Here is a 21228-nt window from a genome sequence, read left to right on the forward strand (position 1 = left end):
GGAGTCGGCCGTGAATACCGCCACTTCCCGACCGGACAGCAGCGCGAACGCGGCAGCCGTGAAGCCGCGCAGCGCGCACCCGTTCGGTCATCTGAATGCCGTGCGGCGCTTCGTGGCGCCTGCGGTCACGCGGCCGTTCGCGATCGTCGAGACGATCGGCTTCATGCTGATCGTCTGCCTGCTGTGCTGGCATTTCGATCCGTCCGACCCGCTGCTGCTCGACACGGGCTTTCCGTGGCTCTGGTTCGCGACGCTCGTGGTCGCGCTGCGCTACGGCACGCTGCTCGGTCTTCTGGCGAGCGCGATGCTGGTCGGCGCCTGGCTCGTGCACACGCACGGCGGCGGCGACGCATGGCCGACGACGTTTTTCATCGGCGGCCTGTTGCAGACGATCCTCGTCGGCCATTTCGGCGATATCTGGGGCGCGCGCGCGGCACGCGCGAACGCGCTCAACGGCTATCTGAACGACCGGCTCGTCGCGATCACGAATAGCCACTATCTGATGCGGCTATCGCACGAGCGGCTCGAGAAAGACCTGCTGTCGAAGCCGACCACGCTGCGCGACTCGATTACCGAGTTGCGCCGCCTGTCGGTCGCGCACGGCCTCGAGGCGCCGCGCACGCGTGCCGCGGACGATATGCCCGGGGCGCACGAACTGCTCGAATTCGTCGCCCAGGCGTGCCAGATCGAAGTGGCCGCGCTGTTTCCCGTGCATGGCGGCAAGGCCGGCGCCGCCGCGCTCGCTCGCGTGGGCGACGCATTCGAGCTCGATGCGCACGACGATCTCGTGGCGCGTGCGCTCGAAACGAAGAGCGTTGCGCATCTGCGCAGCGACGAGCGGCCGGTCGTGCATACCTCGCTGCTCGTCTGTGCGCCGGTGGTCGCCGCGGACGGCGAGGTGCTCGCGCTCGTCGCGATCCGGCGTATGCCGTTCCTGTCGCTGAACTTCGACAATCTCCAGTTGCTGCTCGTTTTGCTCGGCTATTACGCGGACGGCGTCGAGCACTCGCGGCAGGTACGCGAGATTCTCGATGTCGTGCAGAACTGCCCGTACGACTTCGCGCTCGATTTGAGCCGGCTCTCGCGGCTTGCGCGCTCGGCGGGCATCGCGTCGTCGCTGGTCGCGCTCGTGTTCCCGCATGACGATGCCGGCGATTCGTTCTTCGAGCATGTGATGCGCCGGCGCCGCTCGCTCGATCTGCTGTGGCCGATCAGGACCGAGGGCAAGTCGGTGCTCGTGAATCTGATGCCCGCGACCGACGAGACCGGCGTCGACGGCTATCTCGCGCGCATCGAAGCGAGTCTGCGCGTGCAGTTCGATCTCGATCTCGAAGGCGCGCGCATCGGCGTGCATACGCTGCATCTGGGCAGCGGCGCACCGGGCCCGGCGTTGCGAGGGCTGCTGACACGCAGCGGCATCGATGGCTAAGCCCGAGCGCTCTTCGAGCGCTTCCAACGCTTCGAACGCGTGGCGCGTGGTGTTGTCGGTGCTGGCCCTGCTGGCGATCGTCGCGCTGGCACTCGTGCAGGGCAGCGTGCTGTGGCAACTCGCGCCCGGTGCGACCGTCGAAGGGCCGATCCTGCCTGCGATGCTGCTCGACGCGATCTGCGGCGCGCTGCAGGCGGTGCTGTTCCGCTTGCTGTTGCCGCCACGGTATCGCGAGCCGCGCGGCTTCACGCTGCTGTTCCTGTGGCTCTTCTGCACGTTCGTGCCGGTTGCGGCCGGCCTCGTCCTGCTCGCGAGCTGCATATGGGCTGCCTGGTTTCCAGGCAAGCGCAGCGACGACGATCTCGAAGAAGTGCCTGCGCCCCAGTTCGTCACGTATCTGATGTCGCGCGTCTCGCACGGCGGCGGCGCGCGCCTGCAGGCGCGGCTCGTCAATACGCAGGTCAATGCATCGGACCGGCTGTCGGCGCTCGTCGCGATCCAGAGCATGCCGACGCGTACCACGGGCACGTTGCTGCGCGACCTGCTCGCCGATCCGATCGAAGACGTGCGGCTGATTGCGTACGGCACGCTCGATCAGGCCGAGAACGACGTGATGCAGAAGATTTTCCAGACCGCGCAGACACTCGAACTCGCGCAGACCGATAGCGAGCGTCACGCGATCAACCGGCAACTGGCCGAGCTGTATTTCGAGCTCGTTTATCAGAACCTCGTGCAGGGCGCGGTCTATACGCACACGCTCGAGCAGGCCGACCATTACGCGAGCGCCGCGCTCGAGATCGACGCCGGCGACGCAGCGCTGTGGTTGATCCGCGGGCGTCTCGCGCTCGCACAGGGCGCGGCCGCCGATGCCGCGGGCTATCTGGCGCGCGCCCAGGCGCTCGGTTTTCCGCGCGAGCGCCTCGTGCCGTGGCTCGCCGAAGCCGCGTTCCTGCAACGCGATTACACGCGCGTGGCCGAATTGCTCGCGTCGCTCGGCCATGCATCGGCGCTGCCGCTGCTCAAACCCGTCGTTCAATACTGGTCGCCATGAATTCGTCACTTTTTCGTCGCGCCGCCGATGCCGATGTATGCCTGCTGCTCGAAGGCACGTTCCCTTACGTGCGAGGCGGCGTGTCGAGCTGGGTCAATCAGATGATCCGCTCGTACCCGGGAATTCGCTTTGCGATCGCATTCGTCGGCAGCCGCGAAGAGGACTATCACGGCGCCGCGTATGAGCTGCCCGATAACGTCGTCCACTTCGAAGCGCATTACCTGTATGAGGCGGCACCGGCCGACAGGCAGACGGCGCGCGAAATTCCCGGCGATGCGGCCGCATTCGCAAAATCGGCCCAACTGCACGATGCATGGCGTAACCGGCACGGCGCAAATCCGGCCGCGCTGATGGCCGACCTCGTGCACCTGATCGGCGACGACGGACCGCTCAACGAGCAGCAATTCGTGTCGAGCCGCGCGGCATGGGACTTTATCGTCGATCAGTACCATCGGCATTGCACGGACCCGTCGTTTACCGACTACTTCTGGACCGTGCGCATCATGCACAAGCCGCTGTGGCAGCTCGCGCGCATTGCCGCGCAATTGCCGCCGGCGCGCGTGTACCACACGGTATCGACGGGCTATGCGGGCTTTCTCGGCGCGCTGCTGCACTATCGGAGCGGCCGGCCGCTGCTCGTCTCCGAGCATGGCATCTACACGAAAGAACGCAAGATCGACCTGCTGCAAAGCCAGTGGATTCGCGACAACCGCGGCGCGTTCGAGCGCGACATCTCGAAGATCAGCTATTTCCGCGAGCTGTGGGTGCGTTTCTTCGAAGCGCTCGGCAAGCTCGCGTACGACGCCGCCGACGATATCGTTGCGCTCTACGAAACGAACCGGCAGCGGCAGATCGCCGACGGCGCCGATGCGGCGCGTACGCGCAATATTCCGAATGGCGTCGATGTCGACGGGCTGGCGCCGCTCGTCGCAAAACGCGCGCCGCATGAGCCGGATCAGGCGCGGGCCGGCAAGGTCGTCGCGCTGATCGGCCGCGTCGTGCCGATCAAGGACATCAAGACGTTTATCCGCGCGATTTTCATTGCGTCGCGCACGATGCCCGATATCGAAGGCTGGATTGTCGGACCGGAGGAAGAAGACCCGGCCTATGCACAGGAATGTCGCGCGCTCGCGCAAAGTCTCGGCCTCGCGCGACACGTGAAGTTTCTCGGCTTTCAGCGCATCGATGAAATCCTGCCGCAAGTCGACGCGCTTGCCTTGACGTCGATCAGCGAGGCGCTGCCGCTGGTCGTGCTCGAAGGCTTCGCCGCGGGCGTGCCGTCGATTACCACCGACGTCGGGTCGTGCCGGCAGCTGATCGAAGGCTATGGCGACGAAGACCGTGCGCTCGGCGCGGCCGGCCTTGTCGTGCCGATCGCGAACCCGGCGGCATTCGCACAGGCGGTGCTCGAACTGCTCGGCGACGTGCCGCGCTGGCGATCTGCACAGGCAGCGGGTCTCGAACGCGTGCGCCGCTTCTATACGAAGGCTCAGATGATCGATCAATATCGCGAACTGTACGAGCGGCTTGCCGCCGCGCCGACGCGGACCGCGCGTGGCGGTGCGAGCGCGGCGGGCGGTGCGGCGGGCAACGCATCGGGCATGACGGGTTGCCCGGTGCACGCGGGCGCGCGCGGCGCCGCGGCCGCGGCCGGTGCAGCGGGCGTACAGCCTTCGCAGGCGCAGGAGAATCGCTGATGGCAGGCATTGGTTTCGAGCTTCGCAAGATCCTGCGGCGCGACACGCTGACCGGCGCGATGCGCGCCTACGCTTACGCGGGGCTGATCAGTTCAGGGCCGCTGATCATGTCGATCGTCGGCATTCTCGTGATCGGCCTGATGAGCCTTGCGTTCACGATCCCGAAGTACGCGATCGTGCAATTCCAGGTGTCGGTCACTTACCTGATTGCGGGCAGCCTGATTCTGACGGGGCCGCTGCAGCTGTCGTTTACGCGCTTCATTTCAGACCGCCTCTTCGAAAAGCGCGACGATCTCGTGCTGTCGAACTACAACGGCGTCGTGCTGGTCTCGACGGCTGCGTCGGGAATCGTCGGCTATATCGCCGTGTGGCTCGGGTTCGGCGGCGAGCCGCTGCTGTACCGGCTGCTGATGGTCGCGGGCTTTGTCGTGATCAGCAATATCTGGATCGCGGTGATCTTTCTGTCGAGCGTCAAACAATACCGGCAGATTCTTGTCGTGTTTTTTGTCGGTTACGGCTGCACGGTGGCGTTTGCGCTGATGCTGAACCGGCACGGCATTGCGGGACTGCTGGGCGGCTTCGTCGCGGGGCATATCGTGCTGCTCGCGGGCCTTTCCGGGCTCATTTACCGGAACTACCGCAGCGAGCGGTTCATTTCGTTCGAAGCGTTCGAACGGCGTTTCGCGTATCCGAGCCTCGCGCTGGCCGGTTTGCTGTTCAATCTCGGCGTGTGGCTCGACAAGTTCATGTTCTGGTACGCGCCGGCCACGGGGGCGACCGTGATCGGACCACTGCATGCGTCGGTGATCTACGATATCCCGGTGTTTATCGCCTATGTATGCGTGATGCCCGGCATGGCGACGTTTCTCGTGCGTATCGAGGCCGACTTCGTCGAATACTACGACGCGTTCTACGATGCGGTGCGCAGCGGCGCGACGCTGCGCCATATCAACGACATGCGCGACATGATGGTGTCGAGCATCCGCGCGGGCCTTTACGAGATCGTCAAGATCCAGGCGGTGGTGCTGCTGCTTATTCTTGCGTTCGGCAGGTGGGTGCTCGATGCACTGCATATCTCCACGCTGTATATGCCGCTGCTGATTCTCGACGTGATCGCGGCAAGCCTGCAGGTGCTGCTGCTCGGTTTGCTGAACGTGTTCTTCTACCTCGATGCGCGGCGCTCGGTGTTGAAGCTCTGCGTCGCTTTTGTCGCGCTGAACGGCGTGCTGACCGGCATCACGTTGCGGCTTTCGCCCGACACGTATGGCTACGGCTTTGCGCTGACGCTGCTGATTCTCGTCGTCGCGGCCGTGCAGATGCTCGACCGCAAGTTCGCAAGGCTCGAATACGAAACCTACATGCTGCGCAACTGACATGGCCGCGCTCGCGAATCTGTTTGCACGGCTTGGGCCGCCCTGGGTGCAAATCGCGTGCGTGGCGGCGGTACTCGTGCTGTTATCGGTTATCTGTGCGCGGCCTGCATTGGCAGCCTGCTCGCGCGGCGCGAAAAGCGGTGTCGGCGCGGTGGCCCTGTTTTACGGCGAGCAGGTGCCGGTCGATCAGCTGTCGAAGTTCGATACGGTCGTGGTCGAAGCGGATAGCGGCTTCGATCCGCGCACGGCATCTTCGATGGCGTCGGCGAACGGTGCAGGCAAGTCGCGCTGTACGAAATGGTATGCGTACGTGAGCGTCGGCGAGGTCACGAAGGATCGCGACTACCTGGCGTCGATGCCGAAGCAGTGGCTGATCGGGCGCAATGCGGAATGGGCCTCGGCCGTGATCGATCAAGGCGCGCCCGGTTGGCCGCAGTTCTTTGTCGAACACATCATTGCGCCGCTATGGGCGCGCGGCTATCGCGGCTTTTTCCTCGATACGCTCGATTCGTGGCAACTGATCGCGAAGACCGATGCTGCGCGTGCGCGGCAGCAGGCGGGCCTCGTCAATACGATTCGCGCGCTGAAGGCGCGTTATCCGGACGCGCAACTCATTGTTAACCGCGGCTTCGAAGTGCTGCCCGAGCTTCGCGGCGACGTCGCGGCGGTTGCATTCGAATCGCTGTACGGCAACTGGGACCAGGGCAACCAGCGCTATGGAGCCGTACCGGCCGACGACCGCGAATGGCTGCTCGATCAGGCGCGCACGATTCGCGAGCGTTACCGGCTACCGGTGATTTCCATCGATTATTGCGCGCCGGACGATGAAGCGTGCCGACGCGACATCGCCGCAAAAATCTGCGCGGCAGGCATCGAGCCGTATGTGACCGATGGCGCGTTGCGCACGGTCGGCGTCGGCGCCGATGCGGCATGCCGTGCGCGGCTCGATGCCGCGCAACGCAACTGAGCCGGCGGCATCGAATCAGCGGAACTGCGCGAGCGCGAGCAACAACACCATCCCGCCGATTGCTCCATCGAGAACGCGCCATGCATTGGCACGACGAAATAGCGGCGCAAGCACGCGCGCGCCATAACCGATCGCGACAAACCATCCCGCGCTGACCGCCATTGCGCCGAGCGCGAATGCGGTACGCGCGCCTTCGGGCTCGCGGGCGCCGGCCGTGCCGATCAGCAGAAACGTGTCGAGATACACATGCGGATTGAGCCATGTGAACGCGAGCGTCATCAAAATGATCGGGATCGTGCGCTGCGTTTCGCGGGAGGATGCAGTCGAGGACGCAACCCGCGACGAGTCGGAGCCTTGCGCATCGAGGACCTTGCCGCTCGGCCGTAGCGCGCGGCGCAACGCGCTGATGCCGAACCATGCGAGATATGCAAGGCCGACGTACAGCAGCGTGTGGATAAACACGGGATAGCGGCTGACCAGTGCCGAGGCGCCGCCGACGCCCGCGCCGATGAGGATAAAGTCCGACAGCGCGCACAGCAGCACGATCTTGCCGACATGCGCCCGCATGATGCCTTGCCGCAGGACAAATGCGTTTTGCGCACCGATCGTCACGATCAGCGACGCGCACAATGCGGCGCCATGAGAGAAAGATATCCAGTTCATCGCGTATCAAAACAATATAAAAAAGGTGGATCGCCGCAGTCTGAAGTAAGCTGACGGCTAAGAAAACCTAATTCTCTTAACACCGGTTAAGGAACGCTAATGCTCGACTACGCATTGCTCGATGCGCTTGCGGCTGTCGTCCGTCACGGATCGTTCGAGCGTGCCGCACGCGAACTGAACGTCACGCCGTCGGCGGTATCGCAGCGCGTGAAACTGCTCGAGGAGCGCGTGGGCAGCGTGCTCGTCAGGCGCGGCTCGCCATGTGTCGCCACCACCTCGGGTGCACTGCTGTGCCGGCATACGGAGCGCGTGCAGTTGCTCGAGGCTGAACTGGCCGGCCCGCTTCCCGCCTTGCCGGGCGCGCAGTTGCAGGCGTGGCCCATGCTGCGCGTCGCGGTGAACGACGACAGCGTGGGGACATGGTTCATCGATGCGGTTGCGGGCTTTTGCACCGAGCGCGAAATGCTGCTCGACCTCGTGATCGACGACCAGGACCACACGGCCCAGTTGATCCGCGACGGCAGCGTGCAAGGCGCGGTGACCACCCAGGCCGAGCCGGTGCAGGGCTGCCGCTCGACCCGGCTGGGCCGCATGCGGTACCTCGCGGTCTGCACGCCGGCATTTCACGCGCGGCACTTCGCCGAGGGCGTGACGCGCGAAACGCTGCGCCGCGCGCCGTGCATCGACTTCAATCCGAAGGACGAACTGCAGAAGCGCTTCATGCGCAAGATCACGCGCGCGGAAGTCGATCCGCCAAAGCACTGGATTCCGCACGTCGCGGGCTTCATGCGCGCGTGCATGACAGGGCTCGGCTGGGGTATGTGCCCGGAGCGGATGGTCGCGCCGTCTCTCGCCCGCGGGGAACTGATCGACATGTTGCCGGGCAGGCATCTCGACGTCGATCTGTACTGGCAGAGCTGGCGGCTCCCGATTGGCTGGCTCGACGAGTTCGGCCTTGCGTTGCGCACGCAGGCGGCACAACTGCTCGACTGAATCGGCGAATCGGCAGCGGGCGGCACCGCGGCGGGCATGCATCGGCGGCTTCGTCGCGCCCACGACTCTGCGCGCGTTACCGGTTACCGGTCACCGCTACCGCGCTTCCGGCAACGCGTCGGTTTTCTGCTGCGCGCCCCCATTGCGCGTCTCCGGCATCGCGGCCCACACGAGCAACACGGCAAGCGCGCCGGCGCCCGCGAGGCCGAAGAAGCTGACCGCATTGCCGAAGCGGTCTGCGACAAAGCCCGCCAGCGACGTGCTCAGCGTCGCGCCGATGCCCGCCGCGAGCCCGAAGAGCCCGATACACAGGTTGTAGCGGCCCTTGCCGCCCGCGACGTCGGCGGCGATCAGCGGCAGCATCACGCCGAACACCGCGGCGCTGATGCCGTCGAGCATCTGTACCGGCACGAGCAGATACGGGCTGCTCACGCCCGCAAACAGCAGCGCGCGAATCGGCAATGCGGAGAAGCCGAGCAGCAGGATCGGCCGCCGGCCCCAGCTTTGTGCGGTGCGGCCGACCCACGGCGAGAGCAGCGCGACGATTGCCTGCGGCACGATGATGCACGCGGCGATCACGAGCTGAACGTTATCGCCCATGCCCGCGGTCACTTCGCCGGCCGCGAGGTTCAGCATCGCCGCGTTCGACAGATGGAACAGCACGACGCAAACGGCGAACACGAGCAGCCGCTTGTCGCGCAGCAGTTCGAGAATCGACTCGCGCTGCTCGGGCTCGACAGGCGCATCGTCCGGCGCCGCATCCGCGGGCAACGTCGGCTCGGCGTCGCCGAGCGACGGTTCGCGCGGCCTTGGGGCGCCCGGTGCGCGCGGCGGCGCGTTCGGCAGATGAATCATCGTCAGCGCGAAAAGCGCGGGCATCGCGAGTGCGGCGGTGAGCCAGAACACTGCGCGCGCGGAGAAGTATTCGCCGGTCAGCCCCATCAGCCCCGCCGCGACGGCGCTGCCGATCGATGCCCAGCGTGCGTTACGGCCGAGCCGGTCGCCGAGATCGGCGCGTCCGACGAGCGAGAACGAGATCGCCGCCATCGCCGGCACGAGCATGCAGCTCGCGAAGCCGTGCAGCACCTCGGCGGCCATCACAGGCAGCACGGTCGGGCTGACGGCCAGCAGCAGCGCGCTGGCGATGATCGCGATGGTCGCCCATGCGGCGGCGGCCTTCTTGTTGCGCAGCGCGTCGACGGCGGCGCCGCCCGGGATCTGGCTCACCATCGCGCTGATCGTGCCGACCGATAGCGCGAGACCGATTTCGCCCTGGGTCCATTTGTGCGTCGCGAGATACGACGCGATAAACGGCCCGAATCCCGTCTGCACGTTCGCGACGAAGAAGTTGAGCCAGTCGAGGGCGCGGAGACTGCGTGCGTTGACCATGTGCCGGCTCGTCATCGGGAAGTGCGCGCGGAAGAAGCCGTCGCGCCGGACGACGAAGCAGGCGGCGAAGCCGGGGACGCCGCAGGGGGCGGGGCGCCGCCCGCGGCCGGCGCCGATGCAGTCGATGCGGGCGCTTGCGACGGCGCAGGCGACACCGCGACGATCGGCTTGCCGTTCTCATACGAGGGCGCCGCCTTGATCTGCGCCTCGTTCAGATCCATCAGCGCGCGCAGCGATTTGTCCTTCGGCGTGAAATGCAGCGCGGACCAGCTCGCCGCAATCGAGCGGCGGTCGAGATTGATGATGCCGCTCACGTCGATGATGACCGCTTGCGGTTGCGCGTTGCCGTCGACCAGCACATCGATCACGCGTCCAACCTGCGCGCCGTTCGGCCGGGCGACGGTCGCGTCGAGCAACTGAAGCTGGCCGTCCGGCACCGGCGGCGCGGGCGCAACGCCGGCAAGCGGTGTGGCAAGCGAGGTCGATGGCTTCGCGCGGCCCACCGATGCCATCTGGTTCGGCGGCAATGTGATCGTGATCGGCGCGGGCTTCGCGGTTGGATTGAAGCGGAATGCGTTCCACGGGAAGCTTGCCTTGCGGTCGCCGATGCCCATGAAGCCCTGCAGATTGACGACGAGTTCGCGCGGCGCGCCATGCACGTCGACGGTCAGATCGACCGCGCGGCCGATCACCTTGCCGTCGGGCTTCTGCACTTCGCTGTCGAGCAGGCCTCGCACCGTGCCGCGGTCGATCGCGTGTGTCACGATCAGCGGCGGCGGAGGAGGCGGCGGCGGAGGCGGAGGGGGCGGCGGCGGTGGCGGCGGTTCGACCTTGTGCGGCCGCACGATCACCCGCTTGGGCTTTTTCGGCTGAGCCGGCTCGGCCGGTTCCGTTTCCTCGGGCTCCGTCTCGACGAGCGGCAGCGCAGGCGGCTCGACGATGCTCGGCACCGCCTCGACGATCGGGGCGGGCTCCTGATGGGCCGGGCCGAACAGCGCGCAGCCTGACAGCGCGAGGGCCGCGAGCGCCAGGACGGCGAGAAACAGTAGACGGAAAGCCGGACGTAGGAAACCGCCGCTCATCAACAGGGACTCCGTGCGTGAAGCGGGATGCCTTTGAACATCGCCGCGATCGGTGCGGTGAAACGTGCCGTGAAACTGGCTGTAAAAGTTGCTGCGAAATCTGCTTTGCAGCGCGCGCGCACGGCATTCATCGCGAGCGTGAATGCGAGGCGGAAAGCGCGCCGCGGACAGAGTGTAACCTGCTGCGCCGGCCAGGCCGGGTTTGCCGCACGTTGCGCATCGCACACGACACGCTTTCGCGCATTTTTCCTCGTAGGTGTAAACACCCGGCACGCGCGCTGCGAGTCCCGCGCGCTCGCCGATATAAGCATCGAGACATGCCGGGCATGCCTTCGCTGCGATAGGAGACATATTTGTCTTCACCTACCCTTCGCAACTACAGAAAAGGCGGCGGCGCACGGACCAGCTGCCGCGCGTGCTGCGATACGAACAGGCGGCACAAGCGGCACAAGCGGCACGAGCGGCACAAGCGGCACAAGCCGCACGACAACTCGACGAGACGAACCTGATGACGGCTCCCGCATGGCCGTTTCAGCTTGCTGATAAAGGAGGCACTCACCATGATGGAATCAGAGGCGCATGCGCAACGCTTGCCGGCAACCGGCCTCGACGGCGACCCCGGCGCATTCGAAGGCGCGGCTGCAGGAATGATCGACCGCTACTTCGAAGTGTCGGCGCGCGGCAGTACGCAGCGCCGCGAAGTCGTGGCGGGCATCACGACGTTTCTCGCGATGGTGTACTCGGTGTTCGTCGTGCCAGGCATGTTCGGCAAGGCCGGCTTCGACACGAGTGCGGTATTCGTCGCCGTCTGTCTGACAACGGCGTTCGGCTCGCTGCTGATGGGCGTATGGGCGCGCTTGCCGATCGCCATCGGCTGCGCGATATCGTTGACCGCGTTTACCGCGTTCGGGCTGGTGCTGGGCAAGGGATTGCCTCCGACCGTCGCATTGGGCGCCGTATTTCTGATGGGCCTTGTGTTCACCGCAATTTCGGTGACCGGCGTGCGCTCGTGGATTCTGCGCAACTTGCCGGCGGGCGTTGCGCACGGCACGGGCATCGGCATCGGGCTCTTTCTGCTGCTGATCGCGGCCAACGACGTCGGTCTCGTGGTGAAGAATCCGGGGCCCGGCATGCCGGTGTCGCTCGGCCATATCACGTCGCTGCCGGCGCTGATGTCGGTGATCGGGCTCGCGGCGATTTTCGGGCTTGTGCGGCGCCGCGTGCCGGGCGCGATCCTGATTGTGATTGTCGCGATCTCGTCGCTTGCTCTGCTGCTCGACCCGGCGGTCGCATTTCATGGCGTGTTCGCATTGCCGTCGCTGAGTGCGCCGGGACATGCGTCGCTGATCGGCGCGATGGACCTGAGAGGCGCGTTGTCGCTCGCGGTGCTGCCGAGCGTGCTTGCGCTCGTGATGACCGCGGTGTTCGATGCGACGGGCACGATTCGCGCGGTTGCGGGGCAGGCGGGGCAACTCGATCAGAACGGCCGCATCATCAACGGCGGCCGCGCGTTGACGGCCGATTCGGTCAGTTCGATCTTTTCCGGCCTGATGGGCGGCGCACCGGCTGCCGCATATATCGAATCGACAGTCGGCGTGGCCGCCGGTGCGAAAACGGGTCTCGCGGCCGCGGTCGTCGGGCTGCTGTTTCTTTGCGTGATGTTCTTTTCGCCGCTTGCGGCGCTAGTGCCGTCGTATGCGACCGCGCCCGCGTTGATGTACGTCGGACTCCTGATGCTGTCGAGCGTCGGCAAGCTGCATATGGACGATATGGTCGACGCGATGTCGGGTCTCGTCTGCGCGGTTTTTATCGTGCTGACCGCGAATATCGTGACCGGCATCATGCTCGGCTTCTGCACACTCGTAATCGGTCGGATTGTGAGCGGCGAGTACAGCAAGCTCAATGTCGGGACTGTTGCGATCGCGATCGTTCTGGCGGTGTTCTATCTGGGCGGCTGGGCGATCTGATCTGATTAGATCCCGCTGGAACTGGCGCGATCATGCGTAACGCTTGATGTGGAAGTTTAGCGGTTACTGGTTAGCAGTTTCCTCCACGGGTGCGGCGCGGTTACCTTGCGCGGCGCCCGTCGTTTTATACGCGCGCACCGAGGCGCACGCCGCGCTATAACGACATTTCGAAAGCAGGCTTGAGAAACAGATGGATCGCCATCACGACGAGCCCCATGGCGGCGACGGCGAGCGTCAGCGTCCCATACTCGTCGTATCGCATGTCGTACATACAAGCGACGAGAAAGAGAATCGCAAGCAGATTGGTCAGCCAGTCGAAGTTGAGCGCGAGCAACATCGGCGAATCCGGGCTCGCCCGGAAGAATCGTCTGTTCAGGTGAGCCGATTCTATCGAGTTGACCTTACGGATTCGCAACGAAGTCGCGCAAATGAGACGTAAGCTGTTATTCAGCCGATGCTGTGCGCATTTCCTGTTTGATCCAGTCGGTCACCGACGTGCGCTTCGGCGTCCAACCGAGCAGTTCGCGTGCGCGCGTGCCGCGCACGCGGCTGTTCGAACCAAGGCCGTACGAGGCCATTTCGTAGCCCCATTCTTTTTTCGCTGCTTCGAGCGGCCAGTCTTGCGGCGCGCCGAGACCGAGCGCGTCGGCAATCGCCGTGCTCATCTCGCGAAACGACGCCTCGCCGCTTTCGACGAAATAGAACGTGCCGGCGGGCGTTTTATCGAGCGCGAGACGATAGAGCTCGACCACGTCGTCGATATGCACGTTCGACCAGATATTGCCGCCGCTGCCGACGTGCCTGACGATGCCGCTCTTTTGCGCCTGACGGATGAGCCGCGGCAACTGCACGCTTGCGCTGCCCTTGATCGCGCCATGTCCGTAGATCAGCGTATTGCACAGCACGGCCGAGCGAATGCCGCGTTTCGCGGCGTCGAGCACGAGCCGATCGATGGCCACGCGAGCGGCTTTATCGGCAGTTGGTTCGGGTAACGAATCTTCGCGATGGATCGCAGCCGAGCCGGCTTCGCCGCCCGACGCATCGCCGACGATGCTCGAGCCGCTCGTATGCAGAAACGGCTTGTTCGAACCGGCAAGGCCTTCGATCAGCGCTTCGACCGCGCCGCGATGATCGCTGCTTGCTGCGTTGATGACGGCGTCGGCCGCTTGTGCTTGCGCGACCAGCAGTTCGCGGTCGTCGAGCGAACCGATGACGGGCACGATGCCGAGTCGTTCGAGTTCGGCGGCCTGTTCGGGCTTGCGGATCAGACCGGTGACGCGATGCCCCGCGCGCGCGAGGCCGGCGGCGATCGAACCGCCTATAAAGCCGTTCGCGCCTGTGATGAAGATATTCAAGGTGTTCTCCCATACCGCGTATTGCGGCGTTGAACTCAGTATGCGGCCGGCTGATTCTCGCAAAAAGCGTGTTAGTCTCAAATCACACTTGATTTGAAATCAACAATGAAAACTTCGACCGATGAATTGCTTGTGTTCGTGACGGTGATCGATAGCGGATCGATCACGGCGGCTGCGGAAAAGCTGCAGCAAACGGTATCGGGCGTGAGCCGCGCGCTGTCGCGGCTCGAGAAGAAGCTCGACACCGCGCTCGTGCGGCGCACGACGCGGCGTTTGCAACTGACTGAAGAAGGCGAGCTGTATCTCGCCAAAGCGCGCGCGATCCTTGCTGCGATGGAAGAGGCCGAGGAGTCGGTCGCACGGCGGCGCAGGCGCCCTTCGGGCCCGTTGAGGGTGGATGCGGCCTCGCCGTTCATGCTGCATTGCATAGCACCGCATATGAAGGCGTTTTCGGCGTTGTATCCGGAAATCAGGCTCGAACTGACGAGCAACGAACGGACCGTCGATCTGTTGAAGCAGCGTGTGGATATTGCGATCCGCATCGGCGAGTTACAGGACTCGACGCTGCATGCGCGCGCGTTGGGCAGCAGCAAGCTGAGGATCGTGGCGAGTCCTGGGTATGTGGCGGAGCGCGGGGTGCCGCGCTCGGTGGATGCGTTGCACGAGCATCGGCTGATCGGGTTTACGGCGCCTGAACATTTGAACCGGTGGCCGCTGCGCGATGGCGAGCGCGATTTGCTGAAGATCGAGCCGGGTATTGCGGCGTCGAGCGGCGAGACGTTGCGCAAGCTGGCGATCGACGGGTGGGGCATCGCGTGCCTTGCGGACTTCATGATTGCCGGCGATCTGCGGGAAGGGCGGCTTGTGCCGGTGCTCGAGAACGGGATGGTCGATCGGCGGCAGCCGATTCATGCGGTGTACTACCAGAGTGCGTCTTTGGCGGGTCGGGTGAAGTGTTTTCTGGATTTTATTCAGGGGAGGGTGAGGCTTTAGCTTGCGGATCGCGCCTGGATTGCTTCGCTGTATTCCCGGTGTCGAAGCCGGGTATGGCGAGGTTTTCGTTTTCGCAATCGCCGATGAAATTGAGCATGTCGGGAAGCGTGAAGGTAAATTTCGCCGCCGTTGGAGGTGACGGCGCGGGGTACATAACGGTTGTAGATTTCGTCGGCTATCTGTCAGTGGGTCATCTAGCAGCTGCATACTCGCCGAGCAAGTGCCCGGTGTGGCTAATCGAGCAACCGGATCAGGCGATGCGCTTCGTCTGCCGGGATATAGTCATGGGGGAACGGCGTTGCCGGGAACGGTGCCCGGCTTTGGATGCGCGCCAGTTCGATATCGTAGAGGCCGTATATGTGCCAGTTCATCGATAACGGGAAGAACGCGTACTCGTTCGTGTAGCCCATCGCATAGTTCACATTTTCGATGAAGTTGACCGAGCTGTAGAGTTCATTGAAATAGTCGCGCTCGTTGGCGCGAGTATCGAGCTTCATCGCGGGGAAGTCTCCAGCCGTCAGGATGAGGTTGTCGCTGGCCAACGCGAGAACATCGACGAAATAATATTCGGAATCACCGTTTTCATGCGACAACGCATTGACAAAATCTATAAAGCCGGCGATCCGAAATTCCAGCCAATCACCGTATGCGACCTTACCGCCATATCGATTGGCGTCATGGGCTTTCCAGTTCGCGATTTCCTCGGAGATCCGTCGCAATTGGTCGAACGTTTGATCGTCTCGGACGATTGCCATTGCATACTCGCTGAACAAGTGCCCGGTGTCACTAATCGAGCAACCGGATCAGGCGATGCGCTTCGTCTGCCGGGATATAGTCATGGGGGAACGGCGTTGCCGGGAACGGTGCCCGGCTTTGGATGCGCGCCAGTTCGATATCGTAGAGGCCGTATATGTGCCAGTTCATCGATAACGGGAAGAACGCGTACTCGTTCGTATAGAACATGGTGTAGTAGTCCATGTCTTTTATAAAGTTCACCTTCCGGTCGAGTTCGTGAAAATAGTCGCGCTCGCTGATCTGGCAGTCGAACCTTATTGCGGGGAAATCTCCGGCGGTGAGCACAAGGTCGTCGCGCGACATTGCGCAAACATCGACAAAGTAGTACTCGGCGTCACCGTTCGCATGCGAAAGCGCATTGACGAAATCTAAAAAATTGGCGACCTTGAACTCCATCCAGTCGCAATATTCGATGTTCTGCCCGTATTTGTCCGGGTCATGTGACCTCCAGTTCGCGATTGAGCTACACATTTGCCGTAGGCGATCAAAGGTGGGACGGTCTTGGATGATACTCATAGCTAGCTCACTTCAGGCGGATCTTGACACTGATTGGGTCGGTCCCTCTGCGATAGTCTGCGGTGGGTGTTCCTGTTGAACGCGCATCATCGCGTACGGAGTAGCTCACGTTATCCTTGGAGTAGAGAATGACGTTCCTTTTGGGATTGACCACTTCCCGGGTGTAACCATTCGCCACCAGATTCGCCTCGAATTCGGCGCGACTGATATCCGTTTGAATATTTCGGACGCTCTTGCCGACGGTGATGACCTCGTATTCGGACACTACCCGGCCAGGCGGTATCGCGTCAAATTCCGCTAGCCCTGCGGACTTGCATTGTCCGGTGGTGACAATGTCGAGTCCGATTTTGATCCAGCGGACAGGAGGTATAAAACATTCGAGGCAAACCGGCTCCAGCCCCGGCTCTTGCGTAAGTCCCAGTGCTTTTAGCAATCCGATCGTGCCGACCGCCGGCCCCGCCGGCCTGACCCCCGACTCATAGTTATCCAGCCACTCATCAATCTCGTCACGACCAATCGCGACCGCGCTACCGCCTTCCGGCTTGACCATCCCCGTGCGCGCCGCGATCTGCCCATCTGGCGCATAGGTATAGTCGACCGTCAGCGTGCGGCTCACATTGCCATTGGAAGGCCTTGCAGCCTCGACATAAGTGAACTTCGTCACGCGGCCACGCACGTCATACGCGACGTACACGGTCATACCGTCGTCCAGCAGTTCAAGCGGTCGACGCGCTGCGTCGCGCAACACGATCCCGTAGTTGCGGCCAGCCATGAAAGACATCGCTACGCGCCGGTTGGCGCTACGGTCATAGGTTTGATGCCACTGTTCGACCGTTTGCCCACCGACCATCGTCAACGTGTCCGTTAGCCGGTTCTGATTGTTGTACGTGAATCCATACGTGCGCTGCTGACCAGTGGACTTCGCATCGAAACCGTTCGCACCGGTCGCATCGTCCGTGCCGAGTTCGCTGAGCCCGACAAGATTTCCGCGCTCGTCATAGGCGAAGCCACGCATCATGCGAGGCGTCGCGACCAGCGACGGATGCAACGTGGTCGTGTCGTCGTAGCGAACCGTGGTAACCGATAAACCCGCCGGCGTTCGCCGTGCCACGCGCGTAGGGCGGCCCAAGTCGTCGTAGCTGTACTCCGTGCTGCTGCCATCGGCCGCGCTATCGGTCAGCAGATTGCCGGCAGCGCCCCATGTCGTCGCGGTATTGCCCAATGACGAACTGCTCCCAGTCGGTCGTTGCACACCCGCAATCGAAGAGAAGTTCAGCGCGGTGGTGCGACGGCTGTCCGTCACCGTCGTGCTGTTGCTGCCGTAGCCGAACTGAACGTTGCGCGTCGTATCGGGATGGCTCGCCGCAATCGCACGCCCCTTGGTGTCATACGTCCACGTGGCAACGCGTGAGCCCGTTTCATCGATCACGCCGGTCATGGCGGACCAGAAGCGGATGTCTTCGAACAGATAGCGCCGTACGTAGCCGTCGGGCCATGTCACCGAAACGAGATTGTTGTTCGCGTCGTAGCCGTAGCGCGTGACAGCGCCGGTCGGATCCGTCATCTGCGTGATGCGATATTTCGCGTCGTAGGCAAACCGGAGCATGAGGTCGTCATAAGGGCTGGTATCGGCGGCGTGCTCGGTGACCGTGATCAGAAGGCCCGCCGCCGGCGCCACGTTCGATGGCGTATTCGCATCGCTGTAGGTCAGCGTCGTGACATGGCCATCGTGCGTGCTGACCGATAGCAGTACGCCCGCGAACGAATACGCCTCGGCGGTATCGGTCGTCAGGTCGGTGAGCGTCCACCCGTTCGTGCCATCGCGTAGCGCAAACGAGGCCGTGCCTTTTCCACGCCACGCGCCGTTTGTTTTGACAAACGTGACAGGCTCGCCATCTTCGCGATAGGCGATCACCTGAGGCGAAGCGGCACGCGCATTCGTCAGGTCGAGCTGGCGCTGCCAGTTATGAAACCAGCCCGAACCGACGCCCGCGTCCGGATGAAGATGCGGTACTGATCGATACGTACGTCGAAACGTCACCGGCGTATCGCCGCCGCTGACGAAATCGGCCTCGGCAAGCGTCGTGACGCCGGTGCCAGGATAAACCGGATCGGCGACGGGGCAACTCGTTTCCGGCGCGACCGGCTCCGGCGCATTGCAATAGCGATTGATGCGATCGAGGCTGGCCGTGCAAAAGTACGATCCCATGCCGACCGGCGTGCCACCCGCAACAGTGAGCGAGCATCCTTTAGTGCCCGGTATTCCACGCGACTTGGGGTAGAGCGAATAGCAGATCGCGTCGCCGCTTTCGGCATGGGCGGCAAACGGAACAAGCAGTGCAGCCAGAAGCAGCAGCGATTTCAGCGCGCGTAGCGACAGCTTGCGCGGCAGCGAAGCATAAAGAGCCATTCGAATTTTCTCTCGTCGTATGTGTTTATTACCCGCGACAACGGGCATCACGATAAATGCACATTCAACAAAAAAACCGTCGAACGATCCGAATCTGGCCGCGACTTTTCCTCTTTTGAGCAGAGTCCGCGTATCCGTCCGGCCACCGCCCCGAAACGCTTTCCCCTAATGGAATTCCCCGACTGTCCCGCCTGAAAAAACGACTTGTATATACAACTCGAAACGGCTAGACTTCCGCCATCACTTCACTTGTCTAGACAGGAACGCCGTCCATGATCCTCACGCCTGGCTGCCTCACCTTGCCGCAACTGCGCCAGATCGCACGCGAGCAGGTCACGCTTGAACTGGATCCCGCGAGCTTCGCCGCCATCGATGCCTGCGCGAACGCGGTCCGCGATATCGCGGCGAAAGGCGAGCCCGCGTACGGCATCAATACCGGCTTCGGGCGCCTCGCCAGCACGCATATCCCGCACGATCAGCTCGAACTGCTGCAACGCAATCTCGTGCTGTCGCACGCGGTCGGCGTCGGCGAGCCGATGTCGCGTCCCGTCGTGCGCCTGCTCATGGCACTGAAACTTTCGAGTCTGGGCCGCGGTCATTCCGGCATTCGCCGCGAAGTGATCGACGCGCTGATCGCGCTTTTCAACGCAGATGTGCTGCCCGTGATTCCGGTCAAAGGCTCGGTCGGCGCATCGGGCGATCTCGCGCCGCTCGCGCATATGTCCGCCGTGCTGCTCGGCGTCGGCGAAGTGTTCAGCAAGGGCGAGCGCATGTCGGCCGTCGACGGTCTGCGTCTCGTTGGTTTGAAGCCGCTTACGCTGCAGGCGAAAGAAGGTCTCGCGCTGCTGAACGGCACGCAGGCGTCGGCCGCGCTCGCGCTCTATAACCTGTTCGCGATCGAAGACCTGTATCGCACGGGCCTCGTCGCCGGCGCGTTGTCGGTCGATGCGGCAGCAGGCTCGGTCAAGCCGTTCGACGCGCGCATTCACGAACTGCGCGGACATCGAGGCCAGATCGAAGCGGCGGCCGCCTACCGGTCGCTGCTCGACGGGTCGGCGATCAATCTGTCGCATCGCGATTGCGGCAAGGTGCAGGATCCCTATTCGTTGCGCTGTCAGCCGCAGGTCATGGGCGCATGCCTGGATCAGATGCGTCACGCTGCCGACATCCTGCTGATCGAAGCCAATGCGGTTTCCGATAACCCGCTGATCTTTCCCGACACCGGCGAAGTGCTGTCCGGCGGCAACTTCCACGCGGAGCCCGTCGCATTCGCCGCAGATAATCTCGCGCTCGCCGCGGCCGAAATCGGCGCGCTCGCCGAGCGCCGCATCGCGCTGCTGATCGACGCGACGCTGTCGGGCCTGCCGCCGTTTCTCGTCAAGGATGGCGGCGTCAACTCCGGTTTCATGATCGCGCACGTTACGGCGGCCGCGCTTGCTTCGGAAAACAAAACACTCGCGCATCCGGCGTCGGTCGATTCGCTGCCGACCTCCGCGAATCAGGAAGATCACGTGTCGATGGCGACGTTCGCCGCGCGCAAGCTCGCCGACATTGCCGAAAACACCGCGAACATTCTCGCGATCGAACTGCTTGCCGCAGCGCAAGGCGTCGACCTGCGTGCCCCGCATCGCACGAGCCCTGCGCTGCAGCGCGTGATGAGCGTGGTGCGCAACGAAGTGCCGCACTACGAACTCGACCGCTATTTCGCGCCGGACATCGCCGCGATCACGCGCCTCGTGCAAAACGGCACGATCGGCGCACACAGCCCGCTCGAATTTGCATCCGGGCGTAGCTGATATGAACGCTCCCGCCTATCAGGGCATCAAGGACTTCATCCTCGGCCGCATTCATGCAGGCGAATGGGCCGAAGGCGACCTCGTGCCGTCGGAAAACGAGCTTGCGCGCGATTTCAATGTCGCACGCATGACGGTGAACCGCGCGCTGCGCGAGCTGACCGCCGAGCAGGTGCTGACGCGTGTGCAGGGCTCGGGCACCTTCGTGGCGCGTCCGAAGTACGAGTCGACGCTGGTCGCGATCCGCAGCATTTCGGATGAAATCGTCGCGCGCGGTCATCGCTATCACGCGAAGGTGCTCCACATCGGCCGCGAAATCGCCGATGCCGCGCTTGCGGACGAGATGCAGCTGAAAGCGCGCAGCCCGATCTTCCATTCGCGCGTGCTGCACTTCGAAAACGACGAAGCCGTGCAACTCGAAGAGCGCTGGGTCAACCCCGCCGCCGCGCCCGACTATGCACAGCAGGACTTCACGAACACGACGCCGAACCAGTACCTGGTACGCGTCGCGCCGTTGCAGCGCGTCGAATACCGGATCGAGGCACTGGCCGCCGACGGGACCACCCGCGAGCTGCTGTCGATGGACGACGGCGAGCCGTGTCTCGTGCTGCACCGGCGCACATGGTCGCAAGGCATCGTCGCGTCGGTGGCCAACCTCTGGCACCCCGGCAGCCGCTACCGGTTTACCGGGCATTTCTGAGCGCGCGCAGCGTTGCCGCGCAGTTGCTCTTCGCTGCTGCAGTAGCCGTTTTCAT

Annotated in this window: 18 protein-coding genes; 10 read left to right on the forward strand and 8 right to left on the reverse strand. The window is 63.6% G+C overall.

Annotation, left to right across the window (positions count from 1 at the left end):
- Positions 1 to 10 precede the first annotated feature (10 nt).
- From QYH69_RS11170 to QYH69_RS11190, 5 genes are read left to right on the forward strand one after another with little or no spacing between them, the layout of a single operon-like run.
- Positions 11 to 1429, forward strand: a complete 1419-nt coding sequence (locus QYH69_RS11170; protein ID WP_308831923.1) for a PelD GGDEF domain-containing protein — start codon at positions 11 to 13, stop codon at positions 1427 to 1429.
- The gene (locus QYH69_RS11175) at positions 1422 to 2480 is read left to right on the forward strand and encodes a hypothetical protein (protein WP_308831924.1); all 1059 of its coding nucleotides are present in this window, start codon (positions 1422 to 1424) and stop codon (positions 2478 to 2480) included. Before QYH69_RS11170 ends, QYH69_RS11175 begins: the two co-directional genes overlap by 8 nt.
- Complete coding sequence (gene pelF, locus QYH69_RS11180) at positions 2477 to 4177, forward strand: GT4 family glycosyltransferase PelF (protein ID WP_308831925.1); 1701 nt, start codon at positions 2477 to 2479, stop codon at positions 4175 to 4177. The genes QYH69_RS11175 and pelF overlap by 4 nt, the downstream gene beginning before the upstream one ends.
- A complete protein-coding gene (gene pelG / locus QYH69_RS11185) occupies positions 4177 to 5550 on the forward strand; it encodes an exopolysaccharide Pel transporter PelG (RefSeq protein ID WP_308831926.1) in 1374 nt (457 codons plus the stop codon). The genes pelF and pelG overlap by 1 nt, the downstream gene beginning before the upstream one ends.
- A gap of 1 nt (position 5551) precedes the next feature.
- The gene (locus QYH69_RS11190) at positions 5552 to 6517 is read left to right on the forward strand and encodes an endo alpha-1,4 polygalactosaminidase (protein WP_308831927.1); all 966 of its coding nucleotides are present in this window, start codon (positions 5552 to 5554) and stop codon (positions 6515 to 6517) included.
- Positions 6518 to 6532: 15 nt separating this feature from the next.
- On the opposite strand, the gene QYH69_RS11195 is transcribed toward QYH69_RS11190, so the two are convergent.
- Positions 6533 to 7180, reverse strand: a complete 648-nt coding sequence (locus QYH69_RS11195) for a LysE/ArgO family amino acid transporter (protein ID WP_308831928.1) — start codon at positions 7178 to 7180, stop codon at positions 6533 to 6535.
- A gap of 99 nt (positions 7181 to 7279) precedes the next feature.
- On the opposite strand from QYH69_RS11195, the gene QYH69_RS11200 reads away from it, so the two are divergent.
- Positions 7280 to 8173, forward strand: coding sequence for a LysR family transcriptional regulator ArgP (locus QYH69_RS11200; protein WP_308831929.1), 894 nt, complete (start codon positions 7280 to 7282; stop codon positions 8171 to 8173).
- Between the two features lie 96 nt (positions 8174 to 8269).
- On the opposite strand, the gene QYH69_RS11205 is transcribed toward QYH69_RS11200, so the two are convergent.
- Both QYH69_RS11205 and QYH69_RS11210 read right to left on the reverse strand, forming a co-directional pair.
- Positions 8270 to 9577, reverse strand: coding sequence for an MFS transporter (locus QYH69_RS11205; protein ID WP_308831930.1), 1308 nt, complete (start codon positions 9575 to 9577; stop codon positions 8270 to 8272).
- Complete coding sequence (locus QYH69_RS11210; RefSeq protein WP_308831931.1) at positions 9574 to 10644, reverse strand: PRC-barrel domain containing protein; 1071 nt, start codon at positions 10642 to 10644, stop codon at positions 9574 to 9576. The genes QYH69_RS11205 and QYH69_RS11210 overlap by 4 nt, the downstream gene beginning before the upstream one ends.
- A gap of 560 nt (positions 10645 to 11204) precedes the next feature.
- Between QYH69_RS11210 and QYH69_RS11215 the strand changes: the two genes are divergently transcribed.
- Positions 11205 to 12611 (forward strand): NCS2 family permease, encoded by a 1407-nt coding sequence (locus tag QYH69_RS11215; RefSeq protein WP_374992388.1) that lies wholly within the window; start codon positions 11205 to 11207, stop codon positions 12609 to 12611.
- Between the two features lie 154 nt (positions 12612 to 12765).
- Here the strand turns inward: QYH69_RS11215 and QYH69_RS11220 are convergent, their stop codons facing one another.
- Positions 12766 to 12948: a hypothetical protein gene (locus QYH69_RS11220; protein WP_075157504.1), complete on the reverse strand. Its 183-nt coding sequence runs from the start codon at positions 12946 to 12948 to the stop codon at positions 12766 to 12768.
- 106 nt (positions 12949 to 13054) lie between these two features.
- Positions 13055 to 13966 carry an NAD-dependent epimerase/dehydratase family protein gene (locus QYH69_RS11225; protein WP_308831932.1) on the reverse strand — a complete coding sequence of 304 codons (912 nt, stop codon included), beginning with the start codon at positions 13964 to 13966 and terminating at the stop codon, positions 13055 to 13057.
- A gap of 105 nt (positions 13967 to 14071) precedes the next feature.
- Here QYH69_RS11225 and QYH69_RS11230 point away from each other — a divergent pair, with 105 nt between their 5' ends.
- Complete coding sequence (locus QYH69_RS11230; RefSeq protein WP_308831933.1) at positions 14072 to 14959, forward strand: LysR family transcriptional regulator; 888 nt, start codon at positions 14072 to 14074, stop codon at positions 14957 to 14959.
- Between the two features lie 233 nt (positions 14960 to 15192).
- On the opposite strand, the gene QYH69_RS11235 is transcribed toward QYH69_RS11230, so the two are convergent.
- From QYH69_RS11235 to QYH69_RS11245, 3 genes are read right to left on the reverse strand one after another with little or no spacing between them, the layout of a single operon-like run.
- A complete protein-coding gene (locus QYH69_RS11235; protein WP_308831934.1) occupies positions 15193 to 15714 on the reverse strand; it encodes a hypothetical protein in 522 nt (173 codons plus the stop codon).
- Between the two features lie 31 nt (positions 15715 to 15745).
- A complete protein-coding gene (locus QYH69_RS11240) occupies positions 15746 to 16270 on the reverse strand; it encodes a hypothetical protein (protein WP_308831935.1) in 525 nt (174 codons plus the stop codon).
- Positions 16271 to 16277: 7 nt separating this feature from the next.
- The gene (locus QYH69_RS11245; RefSeq protein ID WP_308831936.1) at positions 16278 to 18680 is read right to left on the reverse strand and encodes a DUF6531 domain-containing protein; all 2403 of its coding nucleotides are present in this window, start codon (positions 18678 to 18680) and stop codon (positions 16278 to 16280) included.
- A 272-nt stretch (positions 18681 to 18952) separates the two neighbouring features.
- Between QYH69_RS11245 and hutH the strand changes: the two genes are divergently transcribed.
- Positions 18953 to 20476: a histidine ammonia-lyase gene (gene hutH / locus QYH69_RS11250; protein ID WP_308831937.1), complete on the forward strand. Its 1524-nt coding sequence runs from the start codon at positions 18953 to 18955 to the stop codon at positions 20474 to 20476.
- Position 20477: 1 nt separating this feature from the next.
- Positions 20478 to 21173 (forward strand): histidine utilization repressor, encoded by a 696-nt coding sequence (gene hutC / locus QYH69_RS11255; RefSeq protein ID WP_308831938.1) that lies wholly within the window; start codon positions 20478 to 20480, stop codon positions 21171 to 21173.
- Positions 21174 to 21228: the final 55 nt, after the last annotated feature.

Origin of the sequence: Paraburkholderia sp. SARCC-3016 (genome assembly GCF_031119615.1) — a bacterium.
Lineage (GTDB): Bacteria > Pseudomonadota > Gammaproteobacteria > Burkholderiales > Burkholderiaceae > Paraburkholderia.

Excerpts from the sequence above, each read along its gene's own strand:
- QYH69_RS11175 (WP_308831924.1), top strand. The coding sequence starts at position 1,422 with ATGGCTAAGCCCGAGCGCTCTTCGAGCGCTTCCAACGCTTCGAACGCG.
- pelF (WP_308831925.1), top strand. The coding sequence starts at position 2,477 with ATGAATTCGTCACTTTTTCGTCGCGCCGCCGATGCCGATGTATGCCTG.
- pelG (WP_308831926.1), top strand. The coding sequence starts at position 4,177 with ATGGCAGGCATTGGTTTCGAGCTTCGCAAGATCCTGCGGCGCGACACG.
- QYH69_RS11190 (WP_308831927.1), top strand. The coding sequence starts at position 5,552 with ATGGCCGCGCTCGCGAATCTGTTTGCACGGCTTGGGCCGCCCTGGGTG.
- QYH69_RS11195 (WP_308831928.1), bottom strand. The coding sequence starts at position 7,180 with ATGAACTGGATATCTTTCTCTCATGGCGCCGCATTGTGCGCGTCGCTG.
- QYH69_RS11200 (WP_308831929.1), top strand. The coding sequence starts at position 7,280 with ATGCTCGACTACGCATTGCTCGATGCGCTTGCGGCTGTCGTCCGTCAC.
- QYH69_RS11205 (WP_308831930.1), bottom strand. The coding sequence starts at position 9,577 with ATGACGAGCCGGCACATGGTCAACGCACGCAGTCTCCGCGCCCTCGAC.
- QYH69_RS11210 (WP_308831931.1), bottom strand. The coding sequence starts at position 10,644 with ATGAGCGGCGGTTTCCTACGTCCGGCTTTCCGTCTACTGTTTCTCGCC.
- QYH69_RS11215 (WP_374992388.1), top strand. The coding sequence starts at position 11,205 with ATGATGGAATCAGAGGCGCATGCGCAACGCTTGCCGGCAACCGGCCTC.
- QYH69_RS11220 (WP_075157504.1), bottom strand. The coding sequence starts at position 12,948 with ATGTTGCTCGCGCTCAACTTCGACTGGCTGACCAATCTGCTTGCGATT.
- QYH69_RS11230 (WP_308831933.1), top strand. The coding sequence starts at position 14,072 with ATGAAAACTTCGACCGATGAATTGCTTGTGTTCGTGACGGTGATCGAT.
- QYH69_RS11235 (WP_308831934.1), bottom strand. The coding sequence starts at position 15,714 with ATGGCAATCGTCCGAGACGATCAAACGTTCGACCAATTGCGACGGATC.
- QYH69_RS11240 (WP_308831935.1), bottom strand. The coding sequence starts at position 16,270 with ATGAGTATCATCCAAGACCGTCCCACCTTTGATCGCCTACGGCAAATG.
- QYH69_RS11245 (WP_308831936.1), bottom strand. The coding sequence starts at position 18,680 with ATGGCTCTTTATGCTTCGCTGCCGCGCAAGCTGTCGCTACGCGCGCTG.
- hutH (WP_308831937.1), top strand. The coding sequence starts at position 18,953 with ATGATCCTCACGCCTGGCTGCCTCACCTTGCCGCAACTGCGCCAGATC.
- hutC (WP_308831938.1), top strand. The coding sequence starts at position 20,478 with ATGAACGCTCCCGCCTATCAGGGCATCAAGGACTTCATCCTCGGCCGC.